This window comes from Ornithinimicrobium cryptoxanthini, assembly GCF_023923205.1.
In the GTDB taxonomy this organism is placed as follows: Bacteria; Actinomycetota; Actinomycetes; order Actinomycetales; family Dermatophilaceae; genus Ornithinicoccus; species Ornithinicoccus cryptoxanthini.
In genome coordinates this window covers 2,247,874-2,273,396 of sequence record NZ_CP099490.1, presented here as the reverse complement: position 1 = coordinate 2,273,396, position 25,523 = coordinate 2,247,874, and the positions used below count along the sequence as shown (strand labels likewise).

Here is a 25,523-nt window from a genome sequence, read left to right as displayed (position 1 = left end):
CACCTTCGGGGTGTGCACATTCCCCTGTAGCTCAATTGGCAGAGCAGCCGGCTGTTAACCGGCAGGTTGTTGGTTCGAGTCCAACCGGGGGAGCCGACGGAACTGCTCCATCTGCGACATCAAGCCCGGCTACGGATCGTAGGTCCGGGCTTCACCCGTCGCGGGCGATGACGGTGGTCGCTCAGCTGGCGGAACCCGCATGCCCACCGCCCCAAGCAGCGCAGAAACGGCCCGGATCTGGGAGCAGATCCGGGCCGTCGGCGTGACGAGGGAACCCCCTCAGAAGGTGGATCCGCCAGGTGTGATGGGCACCTGGACGGCCGGCTGGTCGGCGTCGGCGACCGGTCCGGCGCTGCGGGCGCGCCTGCGCTGGCGGTTCTCGACGCCCTCAGCGATCTTGCTGAGGGTGTAGTTGATGAGGATGAACAGGACCGCTACCACCACGTAGGCGGGCAGCGTCGCCGCCTCCGACGAGCCGAGTTGCCGCCCTCTGGTCACCAGTTCGGGATAGAGGATCAGGTAGCCCAGTGCGGTGTCCTTGGTGATGACGATGATCTGGCTGATCAGCGTCGGCAGCATCGCGGTCAGCGACTGGGGGATAAGGATCGAGCGCCGCACCTGCGCGGGCGAGAGCCCGATCGACAGGCCAGCCTCGCGCTGTCCGGCCGGGAGGGACACGACGCCGTTGCGGATGACCTCGCAGAGCACGGAGGCGTTATACATCACCAGGCCGATGATGACGCCGATCATCGGGTTGAGGGTGTTCGGGAACCAGCCGCGGTGGGCCAGGAACCAGAAGACGAACAGCATCATGATCAGCACGGGGACGGCGCGGAAGAACTCCACGACGACACCTGCTGCCCACCGCAGCGGTGCGATCTCGGACATCCGGGCCAACGCCAGGAGGAGGGCGAGCACCATCGCGAGCACGATCGAGATGGCGGCGGCGCGCAGGGTGTCCCACAGGCCGGGGATCAGATAGTTGTTCCACGCGCTGGCGGTCAGGACCCAGTCCCACCGGGCCGCGGTGAGCTGGTCCTTCTCGTCGAGCCGGAGGAAAACGGCATAGGCCAGGGCCAGCACGAGCAGGATGCCGACGCCCGCGAGGATCCGATAGCGCAGGCGTGCCCGGGGGCCGGGTGCGTCGAACAGGACGCGTGTCGTGTCAGTCATCGCCGCACCGCCAGACGTGTGGACAGATAGCTGGTCAACATGCCCATCGGGAGGGTCAGGATCACAAAACCGAGTGCCACGATGGCGAAGCCCACCATCAGCATGCCTGGCTCGAACTCGGCGATCGCCTTCATCCGGTAGGCGGTCTCGGCGACACCGATGGCCGCCACGACCGTAGTGTTCTTGGTGAGCGCGATCAGCACGTTGCCCAGTGGGGTGATCGCGCCGCGGAAGGCCTGGGGCAGGATCACGTTGCGCAGGCTCTGGCCGAACGTCAGACCGATCGAGCGAGCCGCCTCCGCCTGACCGACCGGGATCGTGTTGACGCCGCTGCGCAGCGCCTCGCAGACGAAGGCCGCGTGGTAGACGCTGAGACCGAGCACCGCGAGCCGGAACCCGTTGTCGATCACGAACGTCGAGGAGTCGCGGGAGGCCAGCTCGATGCCGAGCTGACCCCACAGACCGAGACTGGCGAACAGGACGATCAACGTCAGGGGCGTGTTGCGCAGCAGCGTGACGTAGGCCGTGCCAAGGGACTGGAAGATCCTGACCGGCGAGACGCGCATGATCGCCACGATCGTGCCGATGATCAACGAGAACACCGCGGACCACGCGGCCAGCTTGATGGTCATCCAGAACGCCGAGAGGAGCTGGTAGTCCTCGATCAGCTCAAGCATCTGTCTCCCAGGGTGAGTTGGTCAGGCACCGGGCCCGCCCGGCATACTCCCGCAGTGGGGGGAGTATGCCGGGCGTCGCGGGGGTCAGCCGCAGTGGCCGCCCGCCTCAGGCGGGTTGTTGTCGGCGTTGGGCGTGTAGTCGGCCCCACCGAGGTTGTCCTCGATGATCTGGTCCATGGTGCCGTCCTCCCACAGGCCGTTGAGGATCTCGTTGATCTCCTCGCACCGGTCGTCGTCCTTGGCGAGGCCGACGCCGAAGTTCTCCTCGCTGAAGGGCGCACCCACGACCTTGAACTGGCCGGCGTACTGCTCCTGCGCGGCATAGCCGGCGAGGATCACGTCATCGGTGGTGAGCGCGTCCACGGTGCCGTTGGCCAGCTGCTCGACGCACTCGGAGTAGGTGCCGTACTCCTGCAGCTGGACTCCGGGGACTGCCTCCTGCACGTTGACTGCGGAGGTCGACCCGGTCACCGAGCAGAGGAGCTTGCCGTCCAGGTCGTCCGGCCCGGTGATGTCGCTGTCGGTCGCGACGAGCAGGTCCTGGCCGGCGACGAAGTAGGGCCCCGCGAACTGGACCTTCTCCTTGCGGGTGTCCGTGATGGAGTAGGTCGCGAAGATCATGTCGACCTGGCCGGTCTCCAGCATGGTTTCGCGCTGGGCGGACGGAGACTCCTTGAAGGTGATCTGGTCCTCGCTGAAGCCCAGCTCCTCGGCCACGGCGCGGGCAACGTCGACGTCCATGCCGACGTATTCGTCGCCGTCCTTCAAGCCCAGTCCGGGCTGATCGAACTTGATCCCGACAGTTAGGGTCTCGTCGGAGTCGCCTCCGCCGCCCTCGGTGGCCTCGGTGTCGTCGCCGTCACCGCCACAGGCGCTGAGCGCCAGGGCGCCGGCCGCGAGCAATGCCGCGATGCGGAAGGTGTTGCGCTGCATAGGTTTCTCCTTGGTTGTGGTCCTGCTCGGTGGTCGGGGGTCAGTGGGTGAGGATCTTGCCCAGGAAGTCCTTGCACCGGTCCGTCTGCGGGTTGGTGAAGAACTGCTCCGGGTTGTTCTCCTCGAGGATCGCGCCGTCGGACATGAAGACGACCCGGTCTGCGGCCTTGCGTGCGAAGCCCATCTCATGGGTGACCACGATCATCGTCATGCCGGACTTGGCGAGCTGGATCATGACGTCGAGGACCTCGTTGATCATCTCCGGGTCGAGCGCCGAGGTCGGCTCGTCGAAGAGCATCACGGTCGGCTCCATCGCCAGGGACCGGGCGATGGCCACGCGCTGCTGCTGCCCGCCGGAGAGCTGGGCAGGGTATTTGGCCGCCTGGTGAGCCACCCCGACGCGCTCAAGCAGCTCCATGGCCCGCTTCTTGGCGTCGGCTGACTTCACGCCGCGCACCTTGATGGGGCCCATGGTGACGTTCTCGAGGATCGTCTTGTGGGAGAAGAGGTTGAAGGACTGGAAGACCATGCCGACGTCGGCGCGGAGCTTGGCCAGAGCCTTGCCCTCCTCGGGCAGCCGGTCCCCGTGGATGGTGATCGTGCCGGACTCGTAGGTCTCCAGGCGGTTGATCGTGCGGCACAGAGTCGACTTGCCAGAGCCAGAGGGTCCAATCACGACCACGACCTCGCCCTGGTGGACCGTCAGGTTGATGTCCTTGAGCACGTGCAGGTCACCGAAGTGCTTGTTGACATCCTCGAGGACCACCAGTGGCACGTTGGTGGGCTCCGGGTAGCCGTCGGCGTCGTCGCTCATGGCAGGAACCCTAGTCGGGTGCGACACCGAGGTGTAGGAGTTTGCGTGAGCCGTAACCGAAATGAGTCCAAACGGCGTGGCCGGGCGCGTGGGGGTTGCGCCCCTGGGGGACCGGGCGCGGCGACTGCTCGCGTTAGGATCAGTCCCGCTTGGGGCCAGTAGCTCAGCCGGTTAGAGCAGCGGACTCATAATCCGTCGGTCCAGGGTTCAAGCCCCTGCTGGCCCACCCGAGACGTGACCACAGACTGTCTCCGTCGGCGTGTCGCAGAACTCGCCACGCTGTCACACTTGATACTCGTGTGACAAGAGAGCACAATGGGTCGCGTCACCGGATGCGACACCCGCATCGACGTGTGGTTGAGGCCGTTGGGGAAGACGTCCCTCACACCACACAGGAGGTTCCGGATGTCTGCTGTGACGCCGCGTATCGTGACGCGCGGGGTGGTGTTTATTCACTCCACCCCTACCGCGTTGTGCCCGCACATCACCTGGGCGCTCGAGGGTGTCCTCGACACCCGCGTGTCCCTTGACTGGGTCCCGCAGCCGGCGCAGCCCGGCACCATGCGGGCTGAGTTCTCCTGGACCGGCGACGCCGGCACCGGGGCATCTCTCGCCAGCGCCATGCGCGGCTGGGATGGCCTCCGCTATGAGGTCGTCGAGGAAGCCAGCCGCGGGAGCGACGGTGCCCGCTGGACCCACACGCCCGAGCTGGGCATTCACCACAGCAGGCTCTCGGCCAATGGCGACGTCGTCGTCAACGAGGACCGCATCCGCGGCATCGTCGACGAGGCAGCTGGCAACATGGCGGTGCTCACCGCCGAGCTGGACCGTGCGCTCGGCTCCGCCTGGGACACCGAGCTGGAGGAGTTCCGCTATGCCGGCGAGGGCGCTCCGGTCAAGTGGCTCCACAAGGTGAGCTGACGACTCTTCGTCAACTCCTGTGCAGACGCGCCACTTCCTCGTGGACGGCCAGCATGTCGTCGGCTGAGTGCTCCCAGCTGAACGTCTCGGCCTGAGCCCTGGCGAGTGCTCGCGCCCCCGGGCGCTGGCTGAGCTCAAGCACCGCGTCAGCGAACTTCTCCGGGTCCGACGGTGCCGCGATGCCGCCGTCCTTCACGACCTCCGCCAGGGCGCCCTCGTCGGGGCACACCGTCGGGACCCCGCAGGCCAGCGCCTCCAGGGCGGCCAGCCCGAACGTTTCCAGCGGTCCTGGTGCGATCGCGACGTCCGCACGCTGCATGACCGTCGCCAGCGCCGCACGCCCACGGATATAGGAGTGGAAGGTCACCGGCAGGTCCCGCGCCACCTCGATCAGGTGCTCCCGAAGTGGTCCCTGGCCGAGGACCGTGAGGTGCGCCGGGATGCCTCGACGGACCAGTGCCCGGAGCGTCTCGATGGACAGCTGCGGGTTCTTCTCCGGTGCCATCCGCCCGCAGTGGATGATCTGCAAGGCCTCGTCGTCGCTCCGGCGGTTCCCGCCCGGCGTGAGGTGCGTGTAGGAGTCGTCGGGGTGGAACACATCCAGGTCGACCCCCAGCTCCACCACCTTGGCCGGGATGCCATTGCGACGGAACTCGTCGGCCGCAAAGTTGCTCGGGCACACGATGGCGTCGTAGTCGTCGGCGCTGCGGCCGTTGATAAAGTCGGCGGCCCACACCGCAGGCGCGTCGGGGACCGGGGTGCGCCGCACCATGATGCCCGTCATGTTCTCGTGGCTGATCATGATGCTGCCGATGCCGCGTCGCCGGGCCCAGCGCCCCATCCAACGGGTCGTGGAGCGGTCCGAGACCTCCAGGGTGTCAGGGGAGATCTTCTCCATCAGACGGCTCATCCGGACCCGGCTGAACATCAGGGAGTAGTCGGTGCCGACGATCCGGGTCGCCGGGACGCGGTAGACCGTGCCCTGGGACTCGTGGGTCACCCCGGGCTCCTCGCCCTTGCCGACGGGGATGATCAGGGACGCGGTGTGACCGCGTGCCTGATAGAGCTCGCCCCAGTGTCGGAGCGCGGTCTTGATGCCGCCGGACGTGGGGCTGACAAAGTTGGCGACCCGGAGAATGTGCATAGGGGTCGAGACGCTACCCCGTGCGGGCGCATCGTCTCGCACTGCACACTGGGCGGGCCCGCGCAGACGACTGACCGGCATACGACAGGCACCGGTCGCCACCCGCTTAGGCTGGGCACGGATAACTCGCCTGCGGGAGGGAAATTCCTCTCCCGCAGGCGGTGAAACCGTGCCCAGGTGCTCCGGTTAGACGCTCTTGAACGTCAGGGCTACGTTGGCGCCGCCGAAGCCGAAGCTGTTGCTCAGGGCGGCCAGGTCGCCCGAGGGCAGCTCGCGGCTGGAGCCCGTGACCACGTCGAGCGGGATCGCGGGGTCCTGCTCGGTCAGGTTGATCGTCGCCGGGATCGAGCGGTGGTGCAGCGTCAGCACCGTCAGCAGGGCCTCGATGGCTCCCGCGGCACCGAGCAGGTGGCCGGTCATCGACTTCGTCGCCGTGACAGCCATCTCCTCGCTGTGGGCACCGAAGGCCCGGCCGAGCGCCTTGGCCTCTGCGGCGTCGCCGACGGGCGTCGAGGTGGCGTGCGCGTTGACATGCACGATGTCGGAGGTGCTCAGACCGCCGTTCTCCACCGCCTCCGCCATGGCACGGGCTGCCCCTGCACCCTCGGGCTCGCCGGCGGTGATGTGATAGGCGTCGGCCGAGCTGCCGACCCCGGCCAGCTCGCCATAGATCGTGGCGCCACGGGCCTTGGCGTGCTCCTCGGACTCCAGCACCAGCACGGCAGCGCCCTCACCGAGGACGAAGCCGTCGCGCGAGACGTCATAGGGACGTGAGGCTCCGGCCGGGTCGTCGTTGCGCTTGGACAGCGCGGTCATCGCGGCGAACGCGGCCAGGGGCAGCGGGTGGACCGCGGCCTCGGTGCCGCCGGCCACCATCACGTCGGCGCGCCCGGACCGGATCATGTTCAGGGCCAGTCCGATCGCCTCGGCGCCGGAGGCGCACGCGCTGACCGGGGTGTGCGCGCCGGCGCGGGCGGTCAGGTCGAGGGACACCGCAGCCGCTGGGCCGTTGGGCATCAGCATCGGCACGGTGAGCGGGAAGACGCGGCGCGGGCCGCGCTGACGCAGGTTGTCCCATTGGTCCAGGAGGGTCCACACGCCACCGATGCCGGACCCGATCGCGACACCGAGCCGCTCGGGCTCGACCTCGGGGGAGCCGGCGTGGGCCCAGGCCTCGCGGGAGGCGATCAGGGCATACTGCCCCGCCGGGTCGTTGCGGCGGACCTCCACCTTGGGCAGCACGTCGGCCGGCGAGGTGTGCACGCTGGCAGCGAAGGTCACCGGCAGCTCGTGCTCGGCCACCCAGTCCTGCTCCAGGGTGCGGACTCCGGAGGTGCCGGCCTGGATGGCCTGCCAGGTCTCGTCGACGTTGCCGCCGACCGGGCTGGTGGTGCCCATCCCGGTCACGACGACGCGACGCACGGGGTTCGGGGACATCTGGTGCTCCTCGATAAGGGTGTGTGAGTGGTGCGGTGTCTGGTGATGGTGCGGTGCTGCTCCGGCGGGCGCCCGACACGGAGGTGCTGGCGTATGCCGAGTGCCCCTGTGGGTCGGGCGCCCGCCGGTGAGTCGCGTGCTGGGTCAGCCCTGGGCGCTGACGATGAAGTTCACTGCGTCCTTGACGTGCGTGAGGTTCTTGACCTCGTCGTCGGGGATCCGGACGCCGAACTTGTCCTCGGCGTTGACGACGACCTGCATCATCGACAGCGAGTCGATGTCCAGGTCCTCCTGGAAGGACTTGTCCATCTGGACCGCGTCGGCCTCGATGCCCGTCTCCTCGTTGACGATCTCGGCAAGGCCGGCCAGGATCTCCTGCTCGTTCATAGCCATGTGGCGTGCTCCTTCTTCTTCCATCTGGACTGACCCGGGAAACCCGCCGGGCCTCGGGAACCTGTCAGGGCAGGACGATGACCTGCGCCGCATAGACCAGCCCGGCTCCGAAGCCGAACTGCAGCGCCAGGCCGCCGTGTGGTGCCTCACCCTCGTTGAGCATCCGCGCCGTCGCAAGTGGGACCGAGGCGGCAGACGTGTTGCCGGTCTCGGCGATGTCCCGCGCCACGGGGATGCCCTCCGGCAGCTTGATGTGCTTGATCATCGCGTCGGTGATGCGCATGTTGGCCTGGTGCGGGATGAAGACGTCCAGCTGCTCGGAGCTGATGCCGGCCGCAGCCAGCGCCTGGTCGACCACGGGGGCGATCGAATAGACCGCCCAGCGGAAGACGGACTGGCCCTGCATCGCGAAGTGGGGCCACTCGACCGCGCCGGCGTCGGCCGAGGTCATGTCCGCCCGCAGTCCGGTCCAGGGCTCCTTCTGCATGATCTTGTCCCAGTTCTCGCCGTCCGAGCCCCAGATCGTGGGGCCGATGCCGGGGAAGTCGGACGGACCGACGATGGCCGCACCCGCGCCGTCACCGAAGATGAACGCACTGCCGCGGTCGTGCTTGTCGGTGAAGTCGGACAGCTTCTCGACGCCGACGACCAGGACATACTCAGCGCTGCCGGCCCGCACCATGTCGTTGGCCAGCGAGATGCCATAGCAGTAGCCCGCGCACGCGGCGGAGATGTCGAAGGCGGCCGGGCCGCTGGTGCCCAGGCGCTCGGCCAGGATCGGCGCCGCCGCCGGGGTCTGGTACGGGTGGGTCACGGTCGCCATGAGCACCACCGAGATCTGGTCCGGGGTGATGCCGGCCATCGCCATCGCATCGCGCGAGGCCGCCTCGGCCATGTCGATCACGGTCTCGTCCGCACGGGCGAAACGGCGCTCCTTGATGCCGGAGCGCTGCTGGATCCACTCGTCGCTGGAGTCGATCCACTGACAGATCTCCTCGTTGGTGACGATGCGCTCGGGGCGGTAGCCACCGACCCCGTGCACGCGCGCGTGACGGGGCCCCTCCGGGACCGTCAGAGTGGGCTGGTCGGCCTTGGCCGTGGGTTGGGCGGTCACTGGGCATCCTCCTGGGGGCGGCTCGCGGCACTGCCGTGCTCGCGGATCATGCGGTGGGCGGCCTCGAGGTCGTCCGGGGTCTTCAGGGCCAGCAGCTCCACGCCCTTGAGCCCGCGCTTGGCCAGGCCGGTCAGGGTGCCGGCCGGCGGGATCTCGATCAGGCCGGTGACGCCGAGCTCGGCGAAGGTCTCCATGCACAGGTCCCAGCGCACCGGGTTGCTGACCTGGTTGACCAACCGGGTCAGGGCGTCCGGGCCGCTGGTGACGGCGGCACCGTCGGAGTTGGACAGCAGCGTGCTGGTCGGGTCGTGGGTGGTGATCACGCGGGCATAGCTGCTGAGCTGCTCGACCGCGCTGGCCATGTGGTGGGTGTGGAAGGCGCCGGCGACCTGCAGGGGTATGACGCGGGCCCGGGTTGGCGGCGCGTCCTGCAGGGCCGCGAGCTGGTCCATCGTGCCGGCCGCCACGATCTGTCCGCCGCCGTTGATGTTGGCAGGGGTCAGACCGTGCTGCTCCAGCACCGTGGTGACCTCGTCCGCGTCGCCCCCGAGCACGGCGCTCATGCCGGTCGGGGTGGCGGCGGCAGCCTCGGCCATCAGCTGGCCGCGCTCACGCACCAGGATCATCGCCTGCTCCTGCGAGAGCACCTGGGCCGCGGCATACGCCGTGATCTCACCGACGCTGTGCCCGGCCCAGCCGCTGACCGTGCCACCGGTCTCGGACAGGACGGCGGGCAGGGTCCCCAGGCCGGCTGCGACGATCAGGGGCTGGGCGACGGCGGTGTCGCGGATGGTCTCGGCGTCGGAGGTGGTGCCGTGACCGACGAGGTCGAGCGCGGCTGCCGCAGAGAGCCACTCCAGTCGGTCGCGGAAGCCGTCCAGCTCGAGCCAGGGGTCAAGGAAGCCGGGGGTCTGGGAGCCCTGTCCGGGCGCAACGATCACAAGCACAAGTCCCACTCTCCCGTCCGGAGCTTCGAGGTGACGACATCGTTACCCACGACATCTGGCACCGTTCCTTGGAGGAAACCTACAACGTGCGACGCCAGGTCACCTGCGCACCGGAGGCCATCCGGCCATAGGCCAGAGCGATCCGGGCGACCCACGCGTCCCGCGGCTGGGTCAGGTCGAGGTCGACGACGTCCGCGATCCGCTGGAGTCGGTAGCGCACCGTGTTGGGGTGCACGAAGAGCGCCCGTCCGCTCGCCTCGAGCCGGGCCCCCGACTCCAGATAGGTCGTGGCCGTCTCGAGGAGACCCCCGTGCTGGGCGAGGGGCCGATAGACCCGGTCGACCAGCAGTCGGCGAGCCGGACCCTCGCCGTTGAGGGCGCGCTCGGCCAGCAGGTCGTCGGCGGCGACCGGGCGGGGCGCCTCCGGCCAGGCCGGGGCCGCGTCCAGACCGGAGAGCGCGGACCGCGCCGAGCGGCCGGCCGCGAAGAGGTGCGGCACCAGCGGTCCGACCACGACGGGACCGGTGCCGAAGTGGCTGGCCAGCCGGGCCGCTGTGACCAACGGGTCGGTCAGCCGGCCCAGGACGGCGATGAGCCGGTTGCCCTGCACGGCGATCAGGACCTCGAGCCCTTCGCGGGCCGAGGCCGACCGGATGCCCTCTGCCACCTCCGCGCTGCTGCGCTGGGGCATGACACCCACGACGACCGCGACGTCGGGCACCTGCTCCCAGCCCAGCTCGGCGGCGCGGGACTGCAGCGTGTCGTCGGCCTCGCCGCGGATCACCGCGTGCACGACGAGCGACTCCAGCCGCGCGTCCCACGCACCGCGGGACTCGGCCGCCGCGGCATAGATCTGGGCGGCGGCGAAGGCGACCTCGCGGGAGTAGCGCAGCAGCGAGTTGCGGACCCGGGCCTCCTCGCCGGGCAGTGCCAGCAGGTCCACGTGCTCCTCGACGACGTCGATGGTGGTGCGGACCAGGTCCAGCGTCTGCCGCAGGGTGATGGTGTGGGCCAGCTCGCGCGGCGCCGTGCCAAAGATGTCCGCTGTCACGGGCCGGGAGTCCTCACCCTGGCGATACCACGCCAGGAACCCGTGGATCCCGGCCTGGGCCACGAGCCCGACCCAGGAGCGGTCCTGCGCCGACAGCTCGCGATACCACTGGTGCTCGCGCTCCATGCCCTGGGCTGCGAAGGTCGCGACGGCGCCGACGTTGCGCAGCGTGAGCTCCCCGGAGCCGTTGGGGGCGTCGCTGTCCACGTCGGCACTGTATCCCGCCGATTTGTGGCTGCCACACAACCGCCGGGCGTGGGAGCCCCCACTCCTGGACAGCGGTAGGTTCGACGCATGTCGCCCGAGCCTGCTGACCCGATCGTGCCCGACACCAAGGACTGGACCTGGACCACCCAGCGACCGTGCGCGGAGTGCGGTTTCGACGCCTCGGCGGTGACCGCCGACCAGCTGCCCACCCTGGTGCGTGCGCTGACCCGCCCCTGGGCGCTGGTCCTCGATGACCAGGAGGCCGCCGCGGCGGGCTTGCGCGACCGCCCCGACCCGAGCACCTGGTCACCGCTGGAGTACGCCTGCCATGTGCACGACGTGCTCGACGTCTTCGCCGGTCGCTTCGCCCTGGTCCTGGCGAAGGAGGACCCGACCCTGCCCAACTGGGACCAGGACGAGGCCGCGGTCGCAGGTGCCTATGCCGTGCAAAACCCTGCGGAGGTCGGCGCGGGGATCAGCACCAGGACGGACGCGCTGGTGGAGCAGCTGGACCGCTACGACAGCGGCGACTGGGACCGGTCGACCCAACGGTCCGACGGTGCGTCGTTCACCGCCCTGACCCTGGGCCGCTATCTGGTCCACGACCTCGCCCACCACCTGCACGACGTGGGCGCCGGCAGCGCGGGGGCACCCACGGGGCGGCGAGGTGCCTGAGCCGATCCTCATCGCGCACCGGGGCGCCAGCGGCTACCGCCCCGAGCACACCCTCGCGGCCTACCGGCTCGCGGCACAGATGGGGGCCGACTACCTCGAGCCGGACCTGGTCGCCACCGCGGACGGGCACCTGGTGGCCCGTCACGAGAACGAGATCTCCGGCACGACCGACGTCAGAGACCATCCTGAGCTCGCCGACCGGCACACCACCAAAGAGATCGACGGTGTCGAGGTCACCGGCTGGTTCACCGAGGACCTGACCCTGGCAGAGCTGCGCACCCTGCGCTGCCGGGAGCGCCTCCCGCGGTTGCGACCGGTCAACACTGTCAGCGACGACCTGTTCGAGGTGCCGACCCTGCAGGACATCCTCGCGCTGCGATCACGACTCGCGACCGAGCTGGACCGGGAGCTGGGCCTCTATCTCGAGACCAAGCACCCGACATACTTCCGCTCGATCGGCCTGCCGCTGGAGGAGACCCTGGTCGCGCAGCTGGGCGAGGCCGGGCTGAACCGGCCCGACGCGCCGGTCTTCGTGCAGTCCTTCGAGCTGGACAACCTGGTCATGCTCCGGCGCGATCTCGGCGCCCGCGTGCCGCTCGTCTTCCTGGCGGACGCGACCGGTGCACCCTTCGACCTGGTGGCCGCGGGCGACCGACGGACCTTCGCCGACCTCCTGACGCCGAGCGGGCTGGCCGAGCTCTCGCGCTGGGTCGAGGGCATCGGCCCGCACAAGGACCTCGTGGTGGCCCGCACCGCGGACGGGAGCCTTGGGGAGCCCACGTCGCTGGTCGCGGACGCGCACGAGGCCGGGCTGGTGGTGCATCCCTGGACGTTCCGATGGGAGAACGAGTTCCTGCCCACGGACCTGCGTGGTGCCGACGGCCGGGGCGACGTCGTGGCCGAGATCCGCGCGCACCTGGCCGCCGGTGTGGACGGCTTCTTCACCGACCACACCGACCTGGGCGTCCTCGCCCTCGCGCGCCCTCCGGGCTAGGCCCCCCGTGCCTGGGCACGGAAAAAGAGGCTGCGGGAGGGATATTTCCCTCCCGCAGCCTCGACAACCGTGTTCAGGTTGCGATGTGTCGCCCGCTCGGACTTAGGCGTCGCCGCCTGCGGTGCCGCTGGTGCCGGCGCGCACGTCGAGCAGCTGATACTTCTGCGCGGCCTGCAGCGGGATGTCCGCAGAGATCTCGCCACGGTCGGCGAGCATCTGCAGCGCCTTCACCGCCATCGACGGTCCGTCGATGTGGAAGAAGCGACGTGCCGCAGCGCGGGTGTCGGCAAAGCCGAAGCCGTCCGCGCCGAGGGAGTAGTAGTCCTCCGGCACCCACTGCGCGATCTGGTCCTGCACCGCGCGCATGTAGTCGCTGGTGGCCACGACCGGACCACTGCCCTCGGACAGCCGCTGGGTCACGTAGGGCACCCGGCGCTCCTGCTCGGGGTGCAGGAACGCGTCCTTGTCGCAGTCCAGCGCCTCACGGCGCAGCTCGGTCCACGAGGTCACCGACCAGACCTCGGCAGAGACGCCCCAGTCGTCGGCCAGCAGGTCGCGCGCCTCCAGGGCCCACGGCACGCCGACACCGGAGGCCAGCAACCGCACGTTCTTGTCGCCATCACCACGGTCGGCAATGCGGTGCATGCCCTTGAGGATGCCCTCGATGTCGACGCCCTCGGGCTCCGGCGGCTGCACCATCGGCTCGTTGTAGAGCGTGATGTAGTAGAGGACGTCCTCGGGGGAGTCGCCATACATCCGGCGGAGGCCGTCCTGGATGAGGTGGGCGATCTCATAGCCGTAGGCCGGGTCGTAGGACACCACGGCGGGGTTGGCCGAGGCCAGCAGGTGGCTGTGCCCGTCGGCGTGCTGCAGACCCTCGCCGGTCAGCGTGGTGCGACCGGCGGTGGCACCCATCATGAAGCCACGGGCCAGCTGGTCCTGCGCTGCGAAGATGCCGTCACCGGTGCGCTGGAAGCCGAACATCGAGTAGAAGACGTAGAACGGCACCATCGGCAGGGCATGGGTGTCGTATGACGTGCCGGCGGCGGTCAGTGCCGCGACCGAGCCCGCCTCGTTGATGCCCAGGTGCAGGATCTGGCCCTGCTCGGACTCCTTGTAGGCCAGCATCAGCTCGGCGTCGACTGACGTGTAGTTCTGCCCGTGGACGTTGTAGATCTTGGCCGTCGGGAAGAAGCTGTCCATGCCGAACGTGCGGGCCTCGTCGGGGATGATCGGCACGATGTGCTTGCCGAACTCCTTGTGCCGCATAAGGTCCCGGAAGATGCGGACGAACGCCATCGTCGTGGCGACCTGCTGCTTGCCTGAACCCTTCTTGCCAACTGCGTAGGTCTCGTCACCGGGCAGGGTCAGCGCCTTGGCCTTCTCGGGCTGGCGCTTGGGCAGCCCACCGCCGAGCTTGTTGCGACGCTCGCGCATGTATTGCAGCGTCGGGTCGTCGTCGGCGGGCCGGTAGAACGGCGGCGCGTAGGGATCGGCCTCGAGCTGCTCGTCGGTGATCGGGATCTTCAACCCGTCGCGGAAGGCCTTGAGGTCCTCCAGCGTGAGCTTCTTCATCTGGTGGGTCGCGTTGCGGCCCGCGAAGTTGGAGCCGAGGCTGTAACCCTTGACGCTCTTGGCCAGGATGACCGTCGGCTGGCCCGTGTGGTTCATCGCCGACTGATAGGCGGCATACACCTTGCGGTAGTCGTGGCCACCACGCTTGAGAGACCACCAGATCTGCTCGTCGGACCAGTCCTTGACCAGCTCCTTGGTGCGCGGGTCGCGGCCGAAGAAGTGGTCCCGGATGAAGCCACCGGTCTTGGCGCGGTAGGTCTGGTAGTCGCCGTCAGGGGTGGCGTTCATCAGGTTGACGAGCGCACCGGAGGGGTCGGCGGCCAGGAGCTGGTCCCAGCCGCGGCCCCAGACGACCTTGATGACGTTCCACCCGGCGCCGCGGAAGAACGACTCCAGCTCCTGGATGATCTTGCCGTTGCCCCGGACCGGACCGTCCAGCCGCTGCAGGTTGCAGTTGATGACGAAGGTCAGGTTGTCCAGCTCGTCGTTGGCGGCGACGTGCAACAGACCCCGTGACTCCGGCTCGTCCATCTCACCGTCGCCGAGGAAGGCCCACACCTGCTGCTCGGAGGTGTCCTTCAGCCCGCGGTTGTGGAGGTACTTGTTGAACTGCGCCTGATAGATCGCGTTCATCGGCCCCAGGCCCATGGACACGGTCGGGAACTGCCAGAAGTCAGGCATGCTCCGCGGGTGCGGGTAGGACGGCAGCGCCCGGATCTCGCCGTCGACGATGTGCGACTTCTCCTGGCGGAAGCCGTCGAGGTCCTCCTCCTCCAGACGCCCCTCGAGGTAGGCGCGGGCATACATGCCCGGGGACGCGTGACCCTGGAAGAAGATCTGGTCGCCACCGCCCGGGTGGTCGCGACCACGCCAGAAGTGGTTGAAGCCGACCTCATAGAGAGTGGCGGCCGAGGCATAGGTCGAGATGTGTCCACCGACGGAGATGTCGGGGTGCTGTGCGCGGTGGACCATGACCGCGGCGTTCCAGCGGATCCAGGCGCGGTAGCGGCGCTCGACCTCTTCGTCGCCGGGGAACCAGGGCTCCTGCTCGGGGGCGATGGTGTTGATGTAGTCCGTGGTGGTCAGCGAGGGGATCCCGACCTGGGACTCACGGGCCCGCTCCAGCATGCGCAGCATCAGATAGCGGGCGCGACGTCGACCACCTGCCTCGATCGCACCCTCCAGGGAGGCCAACCACTCCTGGGTCTCCTCAGGGTCAGTGTCCGGGATCTGGCTGGGCAGTCCGTTGACAATCGGGCCTGGCTGGTTGCTTGTCACTGGTGTTCCTTCCACTGGGAGCCACACTCTCCGTTGTCCATCCTCGCACGCCTTGTACCGTGTCCGCATGGGCCTCTCCACCACGGCGGACCGGCACGATGCCGGCACGCCCAACCCCCGTCATACTCATCATCACCAGGCATCTCCGGACCAGCACCTGCGTGTCGTGTCTTGCCACTGCCAGCGTTCTCTAGTGAACTGGAGGAACTATGTCTGACAATGACACCCGTTCCGCGGGCGCAGTGGACCGCTTCGGCTTCCAGCACGACCAGATCGTCGTGGAGTACGGCCACGACGACGACGTGTCGGAGATGTTCCGCGAACGGGTGGCGACCGTGATCGGTGCGTCGTTCGAGCCGGACGACTACACCGGCATCGTGGACGCCGTGCTGCTCTGGTGGCGCGACGGCGACGGTGACCTCACCGACGAGCTGGTCGACTGCCTCGCGCTGCTGGAGGACGGCGGGTTCATCGTGCTCGTCACCCCCGGTGCCGGACGGCCCGACCGGGTCGCGGCCCACGACGTGCAGGAGGCCTGTGCCACAGCCGGACTGACCGCCAGTGGCGTCATCCCGATCGGCGAGGGCGGCGCGTGGCACGCGCAGCGACTGGTCGGTCGACGATGAGCCTGCCCCTGGCCACCAACCCGGCCCCCGCCGTCGGCGACCTGGCCCCGGACTTCACCCTGACCGACCAGACCGGCGCGCACGTCACCCTCTCGGAGGCAGTGCGGGACCGGCACGCGCTGCTGGTGTTCTTCCCGTTCGCGTTCTCCAGCATCTGCACCGGCGAGCTGCTCGAGATCCAGCTCAACGTCGACGAGTTCGTCAACGAGCGGGTCAACGTCTATGCGATCAGCTGCGACCCCCGGCACGCGCAGGCGGCCTGGGCCGCGCACGAGGGCTATCGCTTCCCGCTGCTGTCCGACTTCTGGCCCCACGGTGAGGTGGCTCGCGCCTACGGTGTGTTCGACGAGGCGTCTGGCATGGCCGTGCGCGGGACCTTTGTGGTGGACCCGCAGCTGCGGATCGTCTGGAGCCTGGTCAACGGCCCGGGCGAGCAGCGCGACATCGGCGTCCTCCACGCAGCCGTGAAGCACCTCTAGGAGCGCCCGGGCACTCCCGCACCTCCAGGGCTGCCCTCCTCCCCCCTGAGCGGGTGAGGTGCGCTGATTCCACTCCCCGACGTCGGGATGGGACACTCGGGTCAACGCGGTGTGCCCACCGCGTCCACTCCACCGTGAAAGAGGTGTCTATGCCTGTCCAGGCCCCCAGCGCAGTTGTGATGATCCGCCCCCACCGGTTCACCCCCAACCCGGACACCGCCGCAGACAACGCCTTCCAGGTGGCGGCCACGGGAGCCCCAGACGTGCTGGCCGACAAGGCCTACCAGGAGGTGACCCGCGCTGCCGAGGTGCTGAAGGACGCCGGGATCACGGTGCACCTGTTCGACGACGAGGACGCCACCCGGCCGGACAGCGTCTTTCCCAACAACTGGTTCTCCACCCACGCCGGGGGCCGGGCGGCGCTCTACCCGATGTATGCACCGAGCCGGCGCACCGAGCGCCGCCAGGACATCGTTGAGATGCTCAAGACGCAGTACCGCGTCCAGGACGTCATCGACTACTCCGGCCTGGAGCACGACAACGTCTTCCTCGAGGGGACGGGCGCGATGGTGCTGGACCAGGTCTCGCGGATCGCCTACACCGCCCGATCGCGCCGTGCTGACCCGGTGGTGCTGGAGCGGTTCTGCACCGCGTTTGGCTACGAGCCGATGGTGTTCGACGCCGCGGACAGCAACGGGACGCCGGTCTATCACACCAACGTCATCATGTGCATCGCCTCAGAGTTCGTCCTGATCGGTCTGTCGATGATCACCGACCCCCGTCGCCGGGAAGAGGTCGCGCACCGGTTGTCCGGACGCCGTGGCACCCGCACAGTCCTGGACCTGACCCCTGAGCAGATCCACGACTTCGCGGGCAACTCGATCGAGCTGGAGGGCCATCAGGGTCAGCGGTTCCTGGCGCTGTCGACTCGCGCAGCCGCGACCCTGACCGCCGGGCAGCGTGAGGTGATCGAGGCAAGCTGCACCCTGCTGCCGCTCGACGTCCCCACGATCGAGCTCGCGGGAGGCTCGGTGCGGTGCATGCTGGCGGGCATCGATCTGGATGCCCGCCGGGAGCTGCGGGACTCGGTGGGCCCGGCCGGGCTCGAACCGACGACAACCGCGGTGTAAGCGCGGTGCTCTACCAACTGAGCTACAGGCCCCAGCGCGCCCTCGGTGACAACCGACGCGGCGCTGCGGCGCCCCATTGTGCCAGTCGATGGAGCAGCGGACGAATGGAGCAGCCGAGTGTCGGGACCGCGACCTAGCATGGGCAGCGTGACTGAGACAGCCGAGGACCAGACAGCGGGGGACCTGACCCTGCGCGAGGTCGTCGCGGCCCTGGACATGATGTTCCCACCGGACACGGCCCAGTCGTGGGACCGGGTCGGCCTGGTCGCGGGCGATCCGGAGCAGCCGGTGCGCCACATCCTGCTGGCGGTCGACCCGACCCTGGCCGTGATCGCGGAGGCGCGGGAGGCCGGCGCCGACCTGATCATCACCCACCACCCCCTGCTGCTGCGCGGCATCCACTCGGTCGCCACCACCACCGCCAAGGGGGCCGCCGTCACCGAGCTGATCGTCCACGACATCGCGCTCTATTGCGCACACACCAACGCTGATGTCGCCGACCCCGGTGTGGGACAAGCCCTGGCGCTCGCCTGCGGCCTGACCGACACCGAGCCGCTCGAGATCACCGAGGGTCAGGAGCTGGGACGCGTCGGCGACCTCCCGGAGGCGCTGGAGCTGGCCGACTTCGCGGCCCGACTGGTGGCGGGACTGCCACCCACCGCGGGCGGCATCCGGGTGGCCGGACCCCCTGACGGCACCGTGCGCAGGGTCGCCGTCCTCGGCGGAGCAGGGGACAGCGCGTTCGCCGCGGTCCGCGCCAGCGGGGCCGACGTCTATGTCACTGCCGACCTGCGACACCACCCCGCCCTCGAGGCCCGCGAGGAGGCCGGCATCGGTGCCGGCACGCCATACCTGGTCGACGCCGGTCATTATGCGAGCGAGTCGTTGTGGCTCCCCGGCCTGGCCACGCGACTGATGAGTGAGCTGGGGGCGGCGGGGGCTAGGTTGGAGGTCACCGTTTCGCAGGTGCGGACCGACCCGTGGGACTTCGTCCTGGGCGCGGCCGGACCCGGAGAACACACCCAGGGAGACCAGTGAAAGCCGACCCCACCCAGCAGCAGCGACTGCTCGAGCTCCAGGCGCTTGACACCAGACTCGGCCAGCTCGACCACCAGCTGGAGGTCCTGCCTGAGCACGCACAGCTGGCAGAGCTCTCCACCCGGGCTGCCGACCTGGACGCCGAGGTGGTGCGCACCACGACCGAGCGCAGCGACGTGCAGCGCGAGCTGGGCAAGGCCGAGACCGACGTCCAGCTCGTGCGCGACCGTGCCGCGCGCAACCAGCAGCGGCTGGATGCCGGCGTCGGCAGCGCCAAGGACATGCAGGCGCTGCAGCATGAGCTGGAGTCCCTGGCTCGCCGGCAGGCGACGCTGGAGGACGAGGAGCTCGAGGTCATGGAGCGCGCCGAGACGCTGGACTCCGCCGTGGCCCGGGCTGAGGCCGACCGCGCGGCCCTCGCCGGCCAGCAGGCCGAGCTCACCGCCAACCGGGACGCCAAGAGCGCAACCATCGAGAGCGACCGCTCGCAGGTCGCCGCCGGCCGGGAGGCGATCGTCGCCGACGTCAGTGACGAGCTGCTGGCCCTCTATGACAAGATCCGGACCGTCTCCGGCACGGGCGCAGCCCCGCTGCAGCAACGACGGTGCGGTGGTTGTCAGCTCGAGCTCAACCAGGTTGACCTGAGCCGCTTCCGTGCGGCCGACCCCGACGAGGTGCTGCGGTGTGAGGAGTGCCGTCGGATCCTGGTGCGCACGCCCGAGTCAGGACTGTGAGTATGCCGTCAGCCGGGGGCCGGCTGATCGTCGAGGCGGACGGTGGGTCGCGGGGAAATCCCGGGGTGGCGGGCTATGGCGCTCTGGTGCGTGAGGCTGACGGCCAGCTCCTGGCGGAGCGCGCCGCGCCGCTGGGCACGGCGTCCAACAACGTGGCGGAGTACACCGGCCTGATCGAGGGTTTGCGGGCTGTGCTGGACCTGGGACGCGAGGCCGCGCAGGTCCAGGTGCGGATGGACTCCAAGCTCGTCGTGGAGCAGATGAGTGGCCGGTGGAAGATCAAGCACGAGGACATGCGCCGGCTGGCCGGGGAGGCACGCGAGCTTGCCAGTGCCATCGAGGCTGCTGGTGGGCAGGTGGCCTATGGCTGGGTCCCGCGTGACCAGAACGCCGCCGCTGACGCACTGTCCAACAGGGGCATGGACGGGGAGACCGTCCGTCGGGACCACGCGGCGTCGCGGGCTCAGCCCACGTTCGGCGAGGTGCGCGCCGCCGTCGGGGAGGTGCGAGCCGCCGCCGGCGAGGAGCAGACGACCGCCGGCGAGGAGCAGACGACCGTCGGTGAGGAGCTCTTCAGCACCGAGACCGACCCCACGCTGGAGGGCTCCTGCCGCCTGATCATGGTGCGCCACGGCGTCACCGACTTCACCCGCAGCCACAAGCTCGACGGCCGTGGCGGCTCCAACCCACCGCTCAACGACGAGGGCCTGGCCCAGGCCTCCGCCGCTGCCGGAGCGGTCAAGCGACTCATCGACCGATCGGGCCCGACCACGGTCTCGGTCATCACCTCCTCCCTGACCCGCGCCATGCAGACCGGGGGAGCGATCGCCGACGCCCTCGGGCTGACCCCAGAGGTCGACCACGACTGGGACGAGCAGGCGTTCGGGGACTGGGACGGCCAGACGATGGCCGACCTGGTGACCCACTCGGGGGACGAGCTGCTCGCGCTCCGCCAGGACCCGGCATACGCCCGTCCAGGTGGCGAGAGCCGCAACCAGCTGACCAGTCGGGTCAACCACGCGCTGGCCAGGGCCGTGGCACGGGGCGGGACGGTCGTCGTGGCCACGCACCGGCTGCCGCTGATGGTCGTGCTCTCGAGAGTCCTGGGCGTCGACAGCAACCGCGCCTGGTCGATCGCCACGGCGCCGGCCTCGCTCACCGCCTATGAGTTCTGGCCCGACGGCGGCGTGCAGGTCGCCTTCGTCAACGACACCCACCACCTGCACGACCTCGAAGACCAGCCATCCACCGACCCGGGAGCAGACCACTGATGCGCGTCGCACAGACCATCCTCGACACGATCGGCGACACGCCGCTCGTCAGGCTCAACCACGTCACCGAGGGCATCGCCGCGACGGTCCTGGCCAAGATCGAGTACGTCAACCCCGGCGGCTCGGTCAAGGACCGGATCGCGATCAAGATCATCGACGCGGCCGAGGCCGAGGGCAAGCTCAAGCCGGGGGGCACGATCGTGGAGCCGACCTCGGGCAACACCGGTGTCGGCCTGGCGCTCGTGGCCCAGCAGCGCGGCTATCGGTGCGTCTTCGTCTGCCCGGACAAGGTCGGCGAGGACAAGATCAACGTGCTGAAGGCCTACGGGGCCGAGGTGGTGATCACGCCGACGTCGGTGCCGCCGGAGCACCCCGAGTCCTACTACAGCGTCAGTGACCGACTGGCCGAGGAGATCGAGGGCGCCTACAAGCCCAACCAGTATGAGAACCTCAACGGCCCCGCCTCGCACTACGAGTCGACCGGCCCGGAGATCTGGCGTGACACGGACGGCACCGTCACCCACTTCGTGGCTGGCGTCGGCACCGGCGGCACCATCTCCGGCACCGGCCGCTACCTCAGGGAGGTCGGGGACGTGACCGTCATCGGTGCCGACCCCGAGGGCTCGGTCTACTCCGGGGGCACTGGGCGCCCCTACCTCGTCGAGGGGGTCGGCGAGGACATGTGGCCGGGGGCCTACGACACCAACGTGCCGCACCGGATCATCCCGGTGACTGATGCCGAGTCCTTTGCCATGACGACCCGCCTGGCGCTGGAGGAGGGCCTGCTTGTCGGCGGCTCCTCGGGCATGGCGGTCGTGGCCGCGCTCAAGGCCGCCAAGGATCTCGGACCCGAGCACACGGTCGTGGTGCTCCTGCCCGACGGTGGCCGCGGCTACCTCGGCAAGATCTTCAACGAGGGCTGGATGCGCTCCTACGGCTTCAGCGCGGTCGGCGAGGAGAAGACCGTGCGCGACGTCCTGTCAGCCAAGACCGGTCAGCTGCCGGACCTGGTCCACGTGCACCCCACCGACACCGTCCGCGACGCGATCGACATCATGAGCGAGTATGCCGTCAGCCAGCTCCTCGTCCTGGGTGCCGAGCCGCCGGTCGTCCTGGGCGAGGTCAAGGGGAGCCTGACCGAGCGGGACCTGCTGGACGCCGTCTTCCACGGCGAGGCCAAGCTCACCGACGCACTGACTGCCCTGACCGGTCCGATGCTCCCGCTGATCGGTGTCAACGACACGGTGTCCGCGGCGCGGGAAGCATTTGCCGACGCGGACGCGTTGCTGGTGACAGAGGGCGGCAAGCCCGTCGCCGTGCTGACCCGCCCCGACCTGCTGACCTTCCTCTCGAAGTGAGAGGGCGTTCCAGATCACCCCAAGATGTGAAGGACCATGACGTGACCGGATTCTCCACCCGCGCCATCCACGCCGGGCAGGCCTTTGACCCGACGACCGGAGCGGTGATCCCGCCGATCTACCAGACCTCCACGTTTGTGCAGGAGCACGTGGGCGGACTGCGCGGCGGTTATGAGTACACCCGCGGCACCAACCCGACCCGGGACGCACTGCAGGTGCTGGTCGCCGACCTCGAGGGCGGGGTCCAGGGCCTGTCCTTCGCCTCAGGCTTGGCCGCCGAGGACGCCACGCTGCGAGCCCTGCTGGGCCCGGGCGACCACGTGCTGATGGGCAACGACGTCTATGGCGGCACCCACCGCCTGGTCAACCGCATCCTCGCGCCGTGGGGCATCAACCTGAGCACCGCGGAGATGACCGATCTGGACGCGGTGCGTGCCGGCATCCGGCCCGAGACGACGATGTTGTGGCTGGAGACCCCCAGCAACCCGCTGATGAAGATCACCGACATCGAGGCGCTCGCGGCCCTCGGGCACGAGCATGGCCTGACCGTGGTGGTGGACAACACGTTTGCCTCCCCGGCGCTGCAGACGCCGATCGCGCTCGGGGCCGACGTCGTCGTGCACTCGGCGACCAAATATCTCGGCGGACACTCCGACGTCCTGGGCGGTGTCGTGGTCACCGCGAGCGAGGAGGTGGGCGAGAAGATCCAGTTCCTGCAGTTCGCAGCCGGTGGTGTGTCCGCGCCGTGGGAGGTCTTCCTGACCATCCGCGGCATCAAGACCCTGGCGCTGCGGATGGAGAAGCACAGTTCCAACGCGGCCGCGGTCGCGCAGTCGCTGGTGGGGCACCGGGCGGTGGAGCAGGTCTTTTATCCCGGGCTGGCCGACCACCCAGGGCACGAGATCGCCGCACGCCAGATGAGCAACTTCGGTGGCATGGTCTCGCTGGCTCTGGCCGGTGGGGCAGGGGCTGCCCGGCAGTTTGCGGAGTCGATGTCGGTCTTCCAGCTGGCCGAGAGCCTCGGTGGTGTCGAGTCGCTGGTGAACTATCCCGCCGAGATGACCCACGCCTCCGTGCGTGGCACCGAGCTCGAGGTGGCTGACAACGTCATCCGCCTCTCCGTCGGCATCGAGGACGAGGCCGACCTGGTCGCCGACGTGGCGCAGGCGCTCGACGCCCTGGGCTGAACCCGGGGGACTGACGCCAACCCCCGGGACTGTCACCCACCACCACGACGCCGCGCGTCAGGCCTGGGGTGGGTGGACGTCGAGGACCCAGGGCTTGGTGGCGGACGCGGGCTCGTGCAGCTCCACCCGGAAGTCCTGGCCCAGCAGGTCAGCCAGGCCGGCCACCGAGCGGGGATCGGCGTCTGCGACACAGAGGGCGCGGGTGACCAGCCCCCGCGTGTGCTTGGCCATGTGGGTCGCGCCCGGCACCCGGATCTGGACCCACCGCCTGGCGAGGTCGCCCTGCGGGACCCAGGCTGCGGCATACGTGCTGGAGCGGCAGTCGATGACCACCCCGCGCCCGACCTGCTCCGGCAGTTCCAGGGCGAGCGGCTGCCGCCAGTGGCCGGCCAACGGTCCCACGCCGGGCACGTTGACCGCCATCGAGAGCCGGTAGGGCGGCACCCGGTCGGTCAGCCGCAGCGCTCCGAAGAGGGCGGAGATGACCAGGATCCGCCGGTTGGCCCGGCGTCGCGCGGCCGGGTCGAGGGAGGCGAGGTCGAGCGCGTCGTAGAGCACCCCTGTGTAGAGCTCGGCGACGGGCACGGACGGTGCGGTCGTGAGCCGGGTGTTGCGGGAGATCTCCTCCGTCAGGTTCGGGCTGACCCCCAGCAGGGAGGCCGCGTCGGGACGTGCGCTGGTCTCCGCAACCGGCCCGAGGAGGGCAGCGCGGGCAGCGGTCAGGCCTGGCAGGGAGAGCCGCTCCAGGTCGAGGGTGCGGCCGCGGGAGCGGCCCGTCTTGGACTCCGAGGGCGGCAGCAGGATGAGCACGAGGACACGGTAGGTCACCGCAGGTGCAGCCCCAGAGGGCAGGTAGCGCTCGCTGGCAGTTGGCCCCTCTGCTTAGGGTGACCGGTATGGCGCAGCGAGCGACGAGGATCCGTGACCACCGCGAGACCCAGGACGAGACCGCCCTGGAGGAGGCCTTCGCCGACATCCGAGCCAAGCTCGAGGTGCGGGACGAGTTCCCCGAGGCGGCGCTGGCCGAGGCGCGCACCGCAGCGAAGAACCCGGCGCTGCCCGAGCGTGACGAGACGGCTATCGCGTTCCTCACGATCGACCCGCCCGGCTCGATGGACCTGGACCAGGCGATGCACATCGAGCGGGTGGGTGAGGGCTACCGCATCCGCTACGCCATCGCAGACGTCCCGGCGTTCGTTGAGCCCGGCGGGGCGCTGGACACCGAGGTGCGCCTTCGTGGCCAGACCATCTACTGCCCCGACACCCGGGTGCCGCTGCACCCCACAGAGATCAGCGAGGGAGCGGCCAGCCTGCTCCCGGACACGGAGCGTCCGGCATACGTCTGGGATATGCGGTTGACGCCGGAGGGTGTCCGCGAGAGCGCCGAGCTCTATCGCGCGATGGTGCGTTCGGTGCGGCGCTACACCTATGAGGAGGCGCAAGGGCTGGTCGATAGGGGTGAGGCGGAGGAGACTCTGCTGCTGCTCAAGGAGGTCGGTGAGCACCGGATCCGCCGGGAGTCCGAGCGGGGCGGGGCGAGCCTGCCGATGCCGGAGCAGGAGGTGCACGTCGACGATGACGGGCGCTACTCGCTGCAGTTCCGGCCACTGCTTCCCGTCGAGGACTGGAATGCTCAGATCAGTCTGCTGACCGGCATGGTGGCAGCCCAGATCATGCTGGACGGCAAGGTCGGCATCCTGCGCACCATGCCGGCGGCCCAGCAACGTGACGTCGACCGCTTCCGGCGCCAGGTCAGGGCCTTGGGGGTGACCTGGCCCAAGGGGATGGCCTATGGCGACTTCCTGCGCACGCTGGACCGCGAGGATCCCAAGCACCTGGCGATTATCCACGACGCGACGGCACTGTTCCGGGGGGCGAGCTATGCGGCCTTTGACGGATCTGTCCCCGAGCAGACGGAGCAGGCTGCCATCGCCGCGCCCTACACCCACGTGACGGCCCCGCTGCGGCGGCTCATCGACCGGTTCGTGCTCGTGGTCTGTGAGGCGCTGACCCAGGGCCGTGAGATCCCCGGTTGGGTGCGTGAGGCCCTACCGACCCTGCCGGAGATCATGGATGACTCGGGCCGCCTCGCCAAGGCGGTGGAGCGCGCCTGCACCGATGCGACCGAGGCTGCCGTCCTGGCCCACCGGGTCGGTGAGGAGTTCGACGCGGTCGTGGTCGACGACGCCGGCAAGAGGGGCCTCCAGGTCCAGCTCACCGAGCCGGCCGTCAACGCGCTGGCTCAGGGTAGCGCTGAGTTGGCGGAGGAGGTGCGCGTGGAGCTCGTCGAGGCCGAGATCGCCACGCAGCAGGTGCGGTTCCGGATCGTCTGAACCCGCGCGTCGCCTCGCCGGGCCCTCAGCTGCG

The 25,523-nt window shown here is 69.3% G+C and carries 24 protein-coding genes and 3 tRNA genes; 14 read left to right on the top strand and 13 right to left on the bottom strand.

Annotated elements, in window-relative coordinates:
- The first annotated feature begins 20 nt into the window (after positions 1-20).
- Positions 21-93: transfer RNA gene (locus tag NF557_RS10445), tRNA-Asn, on the top strand.
- Between the two features lie 186 nt (positions 94-279).
- Here NF557_RS10445 and NF557_RS10440 read toward each other — a convergent pair.
- From NF557_RS10440 to NF557_RS10425, 4 genes are all read right to left on the bottom strand, one after another.
- Positions 280-1,173, bottom strand: a complete 894-nt coding sequence (locus tag NF557_RS10440) for an amino acid ABC transporter permease (RefSeq protein ID WP_252619200.1) — start codon at positions 1,171-1,173, stop codon at positions 280-282.
- The gene (locus tag NF557_RS10435) at positions 1,170-1,850 is read right to left on the bottom strand and encodes an amino acid ABC transporter permease (protein ID WP_252619199.1); all 681 of its coding nucleotides are present in this window, start codon (positions 1,848-1,850) and stop codon (positions 1,170-1,172) included. Before NF557_RS10435 ends, NF557_RS10440 begins: the two co-directional genes overlap by 4 nt.
- An 84-nt stretch (positions 1,851-1,934) precedes the next feature.
- Positions 1,935-2,783: a glutamate ABC transporter substrate-binding protein gene (locus NF557_RS10430; RefSeq protein ID WP_252619198.1), complete on the bottom strand. Its 849-nt coding sequence runs from the start codon at positions 2,781-2,783 to the stop codon at positions 1,935-1,937.
- A 40-nt stretch (positions 2,784-2,823) separates the two neighbouring features.
- The gene (locus NF557_RS10425) at positions 2,824-3,597 is read right to left on the bottom strand and encodes an amino acid ABC transporter ATP-binding protein (protein WP_370584186.1); all 774 of its coding nucleotides are present in this window, start codon (positions 3,595-3,597) and stop codon (positions 2,824-2,826) included.
- A 152-nt stretch (positions 3,598-3,749) separates the two neighbouring features.
- Here NF557_RS10425 and NF557_RS10420 point away from each other — a divergent pair.
- Together NF557_RS10420 and NF557_RS10415 are read left to right on the top strand one after the other, a co-directional pair.
- Positions 3,750-3,823 (top strand) — tRNA-Ile (locus NF557_RS10420).
- A gap of 179 nt (positions 3,824-4,002) precedes the next feature.
- Positions 4,003-4,518 (top strand): DUF3145 domain-containing protein, encoded by a 516-nt coding sequence (locus NF557_RS10415; protein ID WP_252619197.1) that lies wholly within the window; start codon positions 4,003-4,005, stop codon positions 4,516-4,518.
- Positions 4,519-4,528: 10 nt separating this feature from the next.
- On the opposite strand, the gene NF557_RS10410 is transcribed toward NF557_RS10415, so the two are convergent.
- The 6 genes from NF557_RS10410 to NF557_RS10385 form a co-directional block, all read right to left on the bottom strand.
- Positions 4,529-5,662: a glycosyltransferase gene (locus NF557_RS10410; protein WP_252619196.1), complete on the bottom strand. Its 1,134-nt coding sequence runs from the start codon at positions 5,660-5,662 to the stop codon at positions 4,529-4,531.
- Positions 5,663-5,848: 186 nt separating this feature from the next.
- Positions 5,849-7,099 (bottom strand): beta-ketoacyl-ACP synthase II, encoded by a 1,251-nt coding sequence (gene fabF, locus NF557_RS10405; RefSeq protein WP_252619195.1) that lies wholly within the window; start codon positions 7,097-7,099, stop codon positions 5,849-5,851.
- Positions 7,100-7,243: 144 nt separating this feature from the next.
- A complete protein-coding gene (locus tag NF557_RS10400; protein ID WP_252619194.1) occupies positions 7,244-7,492 on the bottom strand; it encodes an acyl carrier protein in 249 nt (82 codons plus the stop codon).
- A gap of 64 nt (positions 7,493-7,556) precedes the next feature.
- Entirely contained in the window at positions 7,557-8,606 is a 1,050-nt protein-coding gene (locus NF557_RS10395; protein WP_252619193.1) for a beta-ketoacyl-ACP synthase III, read from the bottom strand.
- Positions 8,603-9,553 (bottom strand): ACP S-malonyltransferase, encoded by a 951-nt coding sequence (locus tag NF557_RS10390; RefSeq protein WP_252619192.1) that lies wholly within the window; start codon positions 9,551-9,553, stop codon positions 8,603-8,605. The genes NF557_RS10395 and NF557_RS10390 overlap by 4 nt, the downstream gene beginning before the upstream one ends.
- A gap of 79 nt (positions 9,554-9,632) precedes the next feature.
- Positions 9,633-10,811 carry a PucR family transcriptional regulator gene (locus NF557_RS10385; RefSeq protein WP_252619191.1) on the bottom strand — a complete coding sequence of 393 codons (1,179 nt, stop codon included), beginning with the start codon at positions 10,809-10,811 and terminating at the stop codon, positions 9,633-9,635.
- A gap of 87 nt (positions 10,812-10,898) precedes the next feature.
- Here NF557_RS10385 and NF557_RS10380 point away from each other — a divergent pair, with 87 nt between their 5' ends.
- Both NF557_RS10380 and NF557_RS10375 read left to right on the top strand, forming a co-directional pair.
- Positions 10,899-11,486 (top strand): DinB family protein, encoded by a 588-nt coding sequence (locus tag NF557_RS10380; protein ID WP_252619190.1) that lies wholly within the window; start codon positions 10,899-10,901, stop codon positions 11,484-11,486.
- The gene (locus tag NF557_RS10375) at positions 11,479-12,480 is read left to right on the top strand and encodes a glycerophosphodiester phosphodiesterase (RefSeq protein WP_252619189.1); all 1,002 of its coding nucleotides are present in this window, start codon (positions 11,479-11,481) and stop codon (positions 12,478-12,480) included. Before NF557_RS10380 ends, NF557_RS10375 begins: the two co-directional genes overlap by 8 nt.
- Positions 12,481-12,582: 102 nt before the next feature.
- On the opposite strand, the gene aceE is transcribed toward NF557_RS10375, so the two are convergent.
- Complete coding sequence (gene aceE / locus NF557_RS10370; protein WP_370584456.1) at positions 12,583-15,402, bottom strand: pyruvate dehydrogenase (acetyl-transferring), homodimeric type; 2,820 nt, start codon at positions 15,400-15,402, stop codon at positions 12,583-12,585.
- Positions 15,403-15,542: 140 nt separating this feature from the next.
- Between aceE and NF557_RS10365 the strand changes: the two genes are divergently transcribed.
- The 3 genes from NF557_RS10365 to ctlX all read left to right on the top strand — a co-directional run bounded on the left by NF557_RS10365 (position 15,543) and on the right by ctlX (position 17,568).
- On the top strand, positions 15,543-15,959 hold the full coding sequence (locus NF557_RS10365) for a DUF3052 domain-containing protein (RefSeq protein ID WP_252619187.1): 417 nt from the start codon (positions 15,543-15,545) through the stop codon (positions 15,957-15,959).
- Positions 15,956-16,438 (top strand): peroxiredoxin, encoded by a 483-nt coding sequence (locus NF557_RS10360; protein ID WP_252619186.1) that lies wholly within the window; start codon positions 15,956-15,958, stop codon positions 16,436-16,438. Before NF557_RS10365 ends, NF557_RS10360 begins: the two co-directional genes overlap by 4 nt.
- Positions 16,439-16,587: 149 nt before the next feature.
- Entirely contained in the window at positions 16,588-17,568 is a 981-nt protein-coding gene (ctlX, locus tag NF557_RS10355; protein WP_306255175.1) for a citrulline utilization hydrolase CtlX, read from the top strand.
- Here ctlX and NF557_RS10350 read toward each other — a convergent pair.
- A tRNA-Val gene (locus tag NF557_RS10350) sits at positions 17,528-17,600 on the bottom strand. The genes ctlX and NF557_RS10350 overlap by 41 nt on opposite strands.
- 106 nt (positions 17,601-17,706) lie before the next feature.
- Here NF557_RS10350 and NF557_RS10345 point away from each other — a divergent pair.
- From NF557_RS10345 to NF557_RS10325, 5 genes are read left to right on the top strand one after another with little or no spacing between them, the layout of a single operon-like run.
- Positions 17,707-18,606: a Nif3-like dinuclear metal center hexameric protein gene (locus NF557_RS10345; protein WP_370584455.1), complete on the top strand. Its 900-nt coding sequence runs from the start codon at positions 17,707-17,709 to the stop codon at positions 18,604-18,606.
- Positions 18,603-19,340, top strand: coding sequence for a zinc ribbon domain-containing protein (locus NF557_RS10340; protein ID WP_252619185.1), 738 nt, complete (start codon positions 18,603-18,605; stop codon positions 19,338-19,340). The genes NF557_RS10345 and NF557_RS10340 overlap by 4 nt, the downstream gene beginning before the upstream one ends.
- A 2-nt stretch (positions 19,341-19,342) precedes the next feature.
- A complete protein-coding gene (locus NF557_RS10335) occupies positions 19,343-20,611 on the top strand; it encodes a bifunctional RNase H/acid phosphatase (RefSeq protein ID WP_252619184.1) in 1,269 nt (422 codons plus the stop codon).
- A complete protein-coding gene (locus tag NF557_RS10330) occupies positions 20,611-21,969 on the top strand; it encodes a cystathionine beta-synthase (protein ID WP_252619183.1) in 1,359 nt (452 codons plus the stop codon). The genes NF557_RS10335 and NF557_RS10330 overlap by 1 nt, the downstream gene beginning before the upstream one ends.
- Positions 21,970-22,010: 41 nt before the next feature.
- Entirely contained in the window at positions 22,011-23,156 is a 1,146-nt protein-coding gene (locus tag NF557_RS10325; RefSeq protein ID WP_252619182.1) for a cystathionine gamma-synthase, read from the top strand.
- A 57-nt stretch (positions 23,157-23,213) separates the two neighbouring features.
- Here NF557_RS10325 and NF557_RS10320 read toward each other — a convergent pair whose 3' ends face one another.
- Entirely contained in the window at positions 23,214-23,966 is a 753-nt protein-coding gene (locus NF557_RS10320) for a YaaA family protein (RefSeq protein ID WP_252619181.1), read from the bottom strand.
- 86 nt (positions 23,967-24,052) lie between these two features.
- Here NF557_RS10320 and NF557_RS10315 point away from each other — a divergent pair, with 86 nt between their 5' ends.
- Positions 24,053-25,489: an RNB domain-containing ribonuclease gene (locus tag NF557_RS10315; protein ID WP_252619180.1), complete on the top strand. Its 1,437-nt coding sequence runs from the start codon at positions 24,053-24,055 to the stop codon at positions 25,487-25,489.
- Positions 25,490-25,523: the final 34 nt, after the last annotated feature.

Coding starts and splice junctions, on each gene's coding strand:
- NF557_RS10435 (WP_252619199.1), bottom strand. CDS start 1,850: ATGCTTGAGCTGATCGAGGACTACCAGCTCCTCTCGGCGTTCTGGATG.
- NF557_RS10335 (WP_252619184.1), top strand. CDS start 19,343: ATGCCGTCAGCCGGGGGCCGGCTGATCGTCGAGGCGGACGGTGGGTCG.
- NF557_RS10415 (WP_252619197.1), top strand. CDS start 4,003: ATGTCTGCTGTGACGCCGCGTATCGTGACGCGCGGGGTGGTGTTTATT.
- NF557_RS10425 (WP_370584186.1), bottom strand. CDS start 3,597: ATGAGCGACGACGCCGACGGCTACCCGGAGCCCACCAACGTGCCACTG.
- aceE (WP_370584456.1), bottom strand. CDS start 15,402: ATGCGGACACGGTACAAGGCGTGCGAGGATGGACAACGGAGAGTGTGG.
- NF557_RS10365 (WP_252619187.1), top strand. CDS start 15,543: ATGTCTGACAATGACACCCGTTCCGCGGGCGCAGTGGACCGCTTCGGC.
- ctlX (WP_306255175.1), top strand. CDS start 16,588: ATGCCTGTCCAGGCCCCCAGCGCAGTTGTGATGATCCGCCCCCACCGG.
- NF557_RS10380 (WP_252619190.1), top strand. CDS start 10,899: ATGTCGCCCGAGCCTGCTGACCCGATCGTGCCCGACACCAAGGACTGG.
- fabF (WP_252619195.1), bottom strand. CDS start 7,099: ATGTCCCCGAACCCCGTGCGTCGCGTCGTCGTGACCGGGATGGGCACC.
- NF557_RS10330 (WP_252619183.1), top strand. CDS start 20,611: ATGCGCGTCGCACAGACCATCCTCGACACGATCGGCGACACGCCGCTC.
- NF557_RS10400 (WP_252619194.1), bottom strand. CDS start 7,492: ATGGCTATGAACGAGCAGGAGATCCTGGCCGGCCTTGCCGAGATCGTC.
- NF557_RS10345 (WP_370584455.1), top strand. CDS start 17,707: ATGGGCAGCGTGACTGAGACAGCCGAGGACCAGACAGCGGGGGACCTG.
- NF557_RS10430 (WP_252619198.1), bottom strand. CDS start 2,783: ATGCAGCGCAACACCTTCCGCATCGCGGCATTGCTCGCGGCCGGCGCC.
- NF557_RS10410 (WP_252619196.1), bottom strand. CDS start 5,662: ATGCACATTCTCCGGGTCGCCAACTTTGTCAGCCCCACGTCCGGCGGC.
- NF557_RS10315 (WP_252619180.1), top strand. CDS start 24,053: ATGGCGCAGCGAGCGACGAGGATCCGTGACCACCGCGAGACCCAGGAC.
- NF557_RS10440 (WP_252619200.1), bottom strand. CDS start 1,173: ATGACTGACACGACACGCGTCCTGTTCGACGCACCCGGCCCCCGGGCA.
- NF557_RS10360 (WP_252619186.1), top strand. CDS start 15,956: ATGAGCCTGCCCCTGGCCACCAACCCGGCCCCCGCCGTCGGCGACCTG.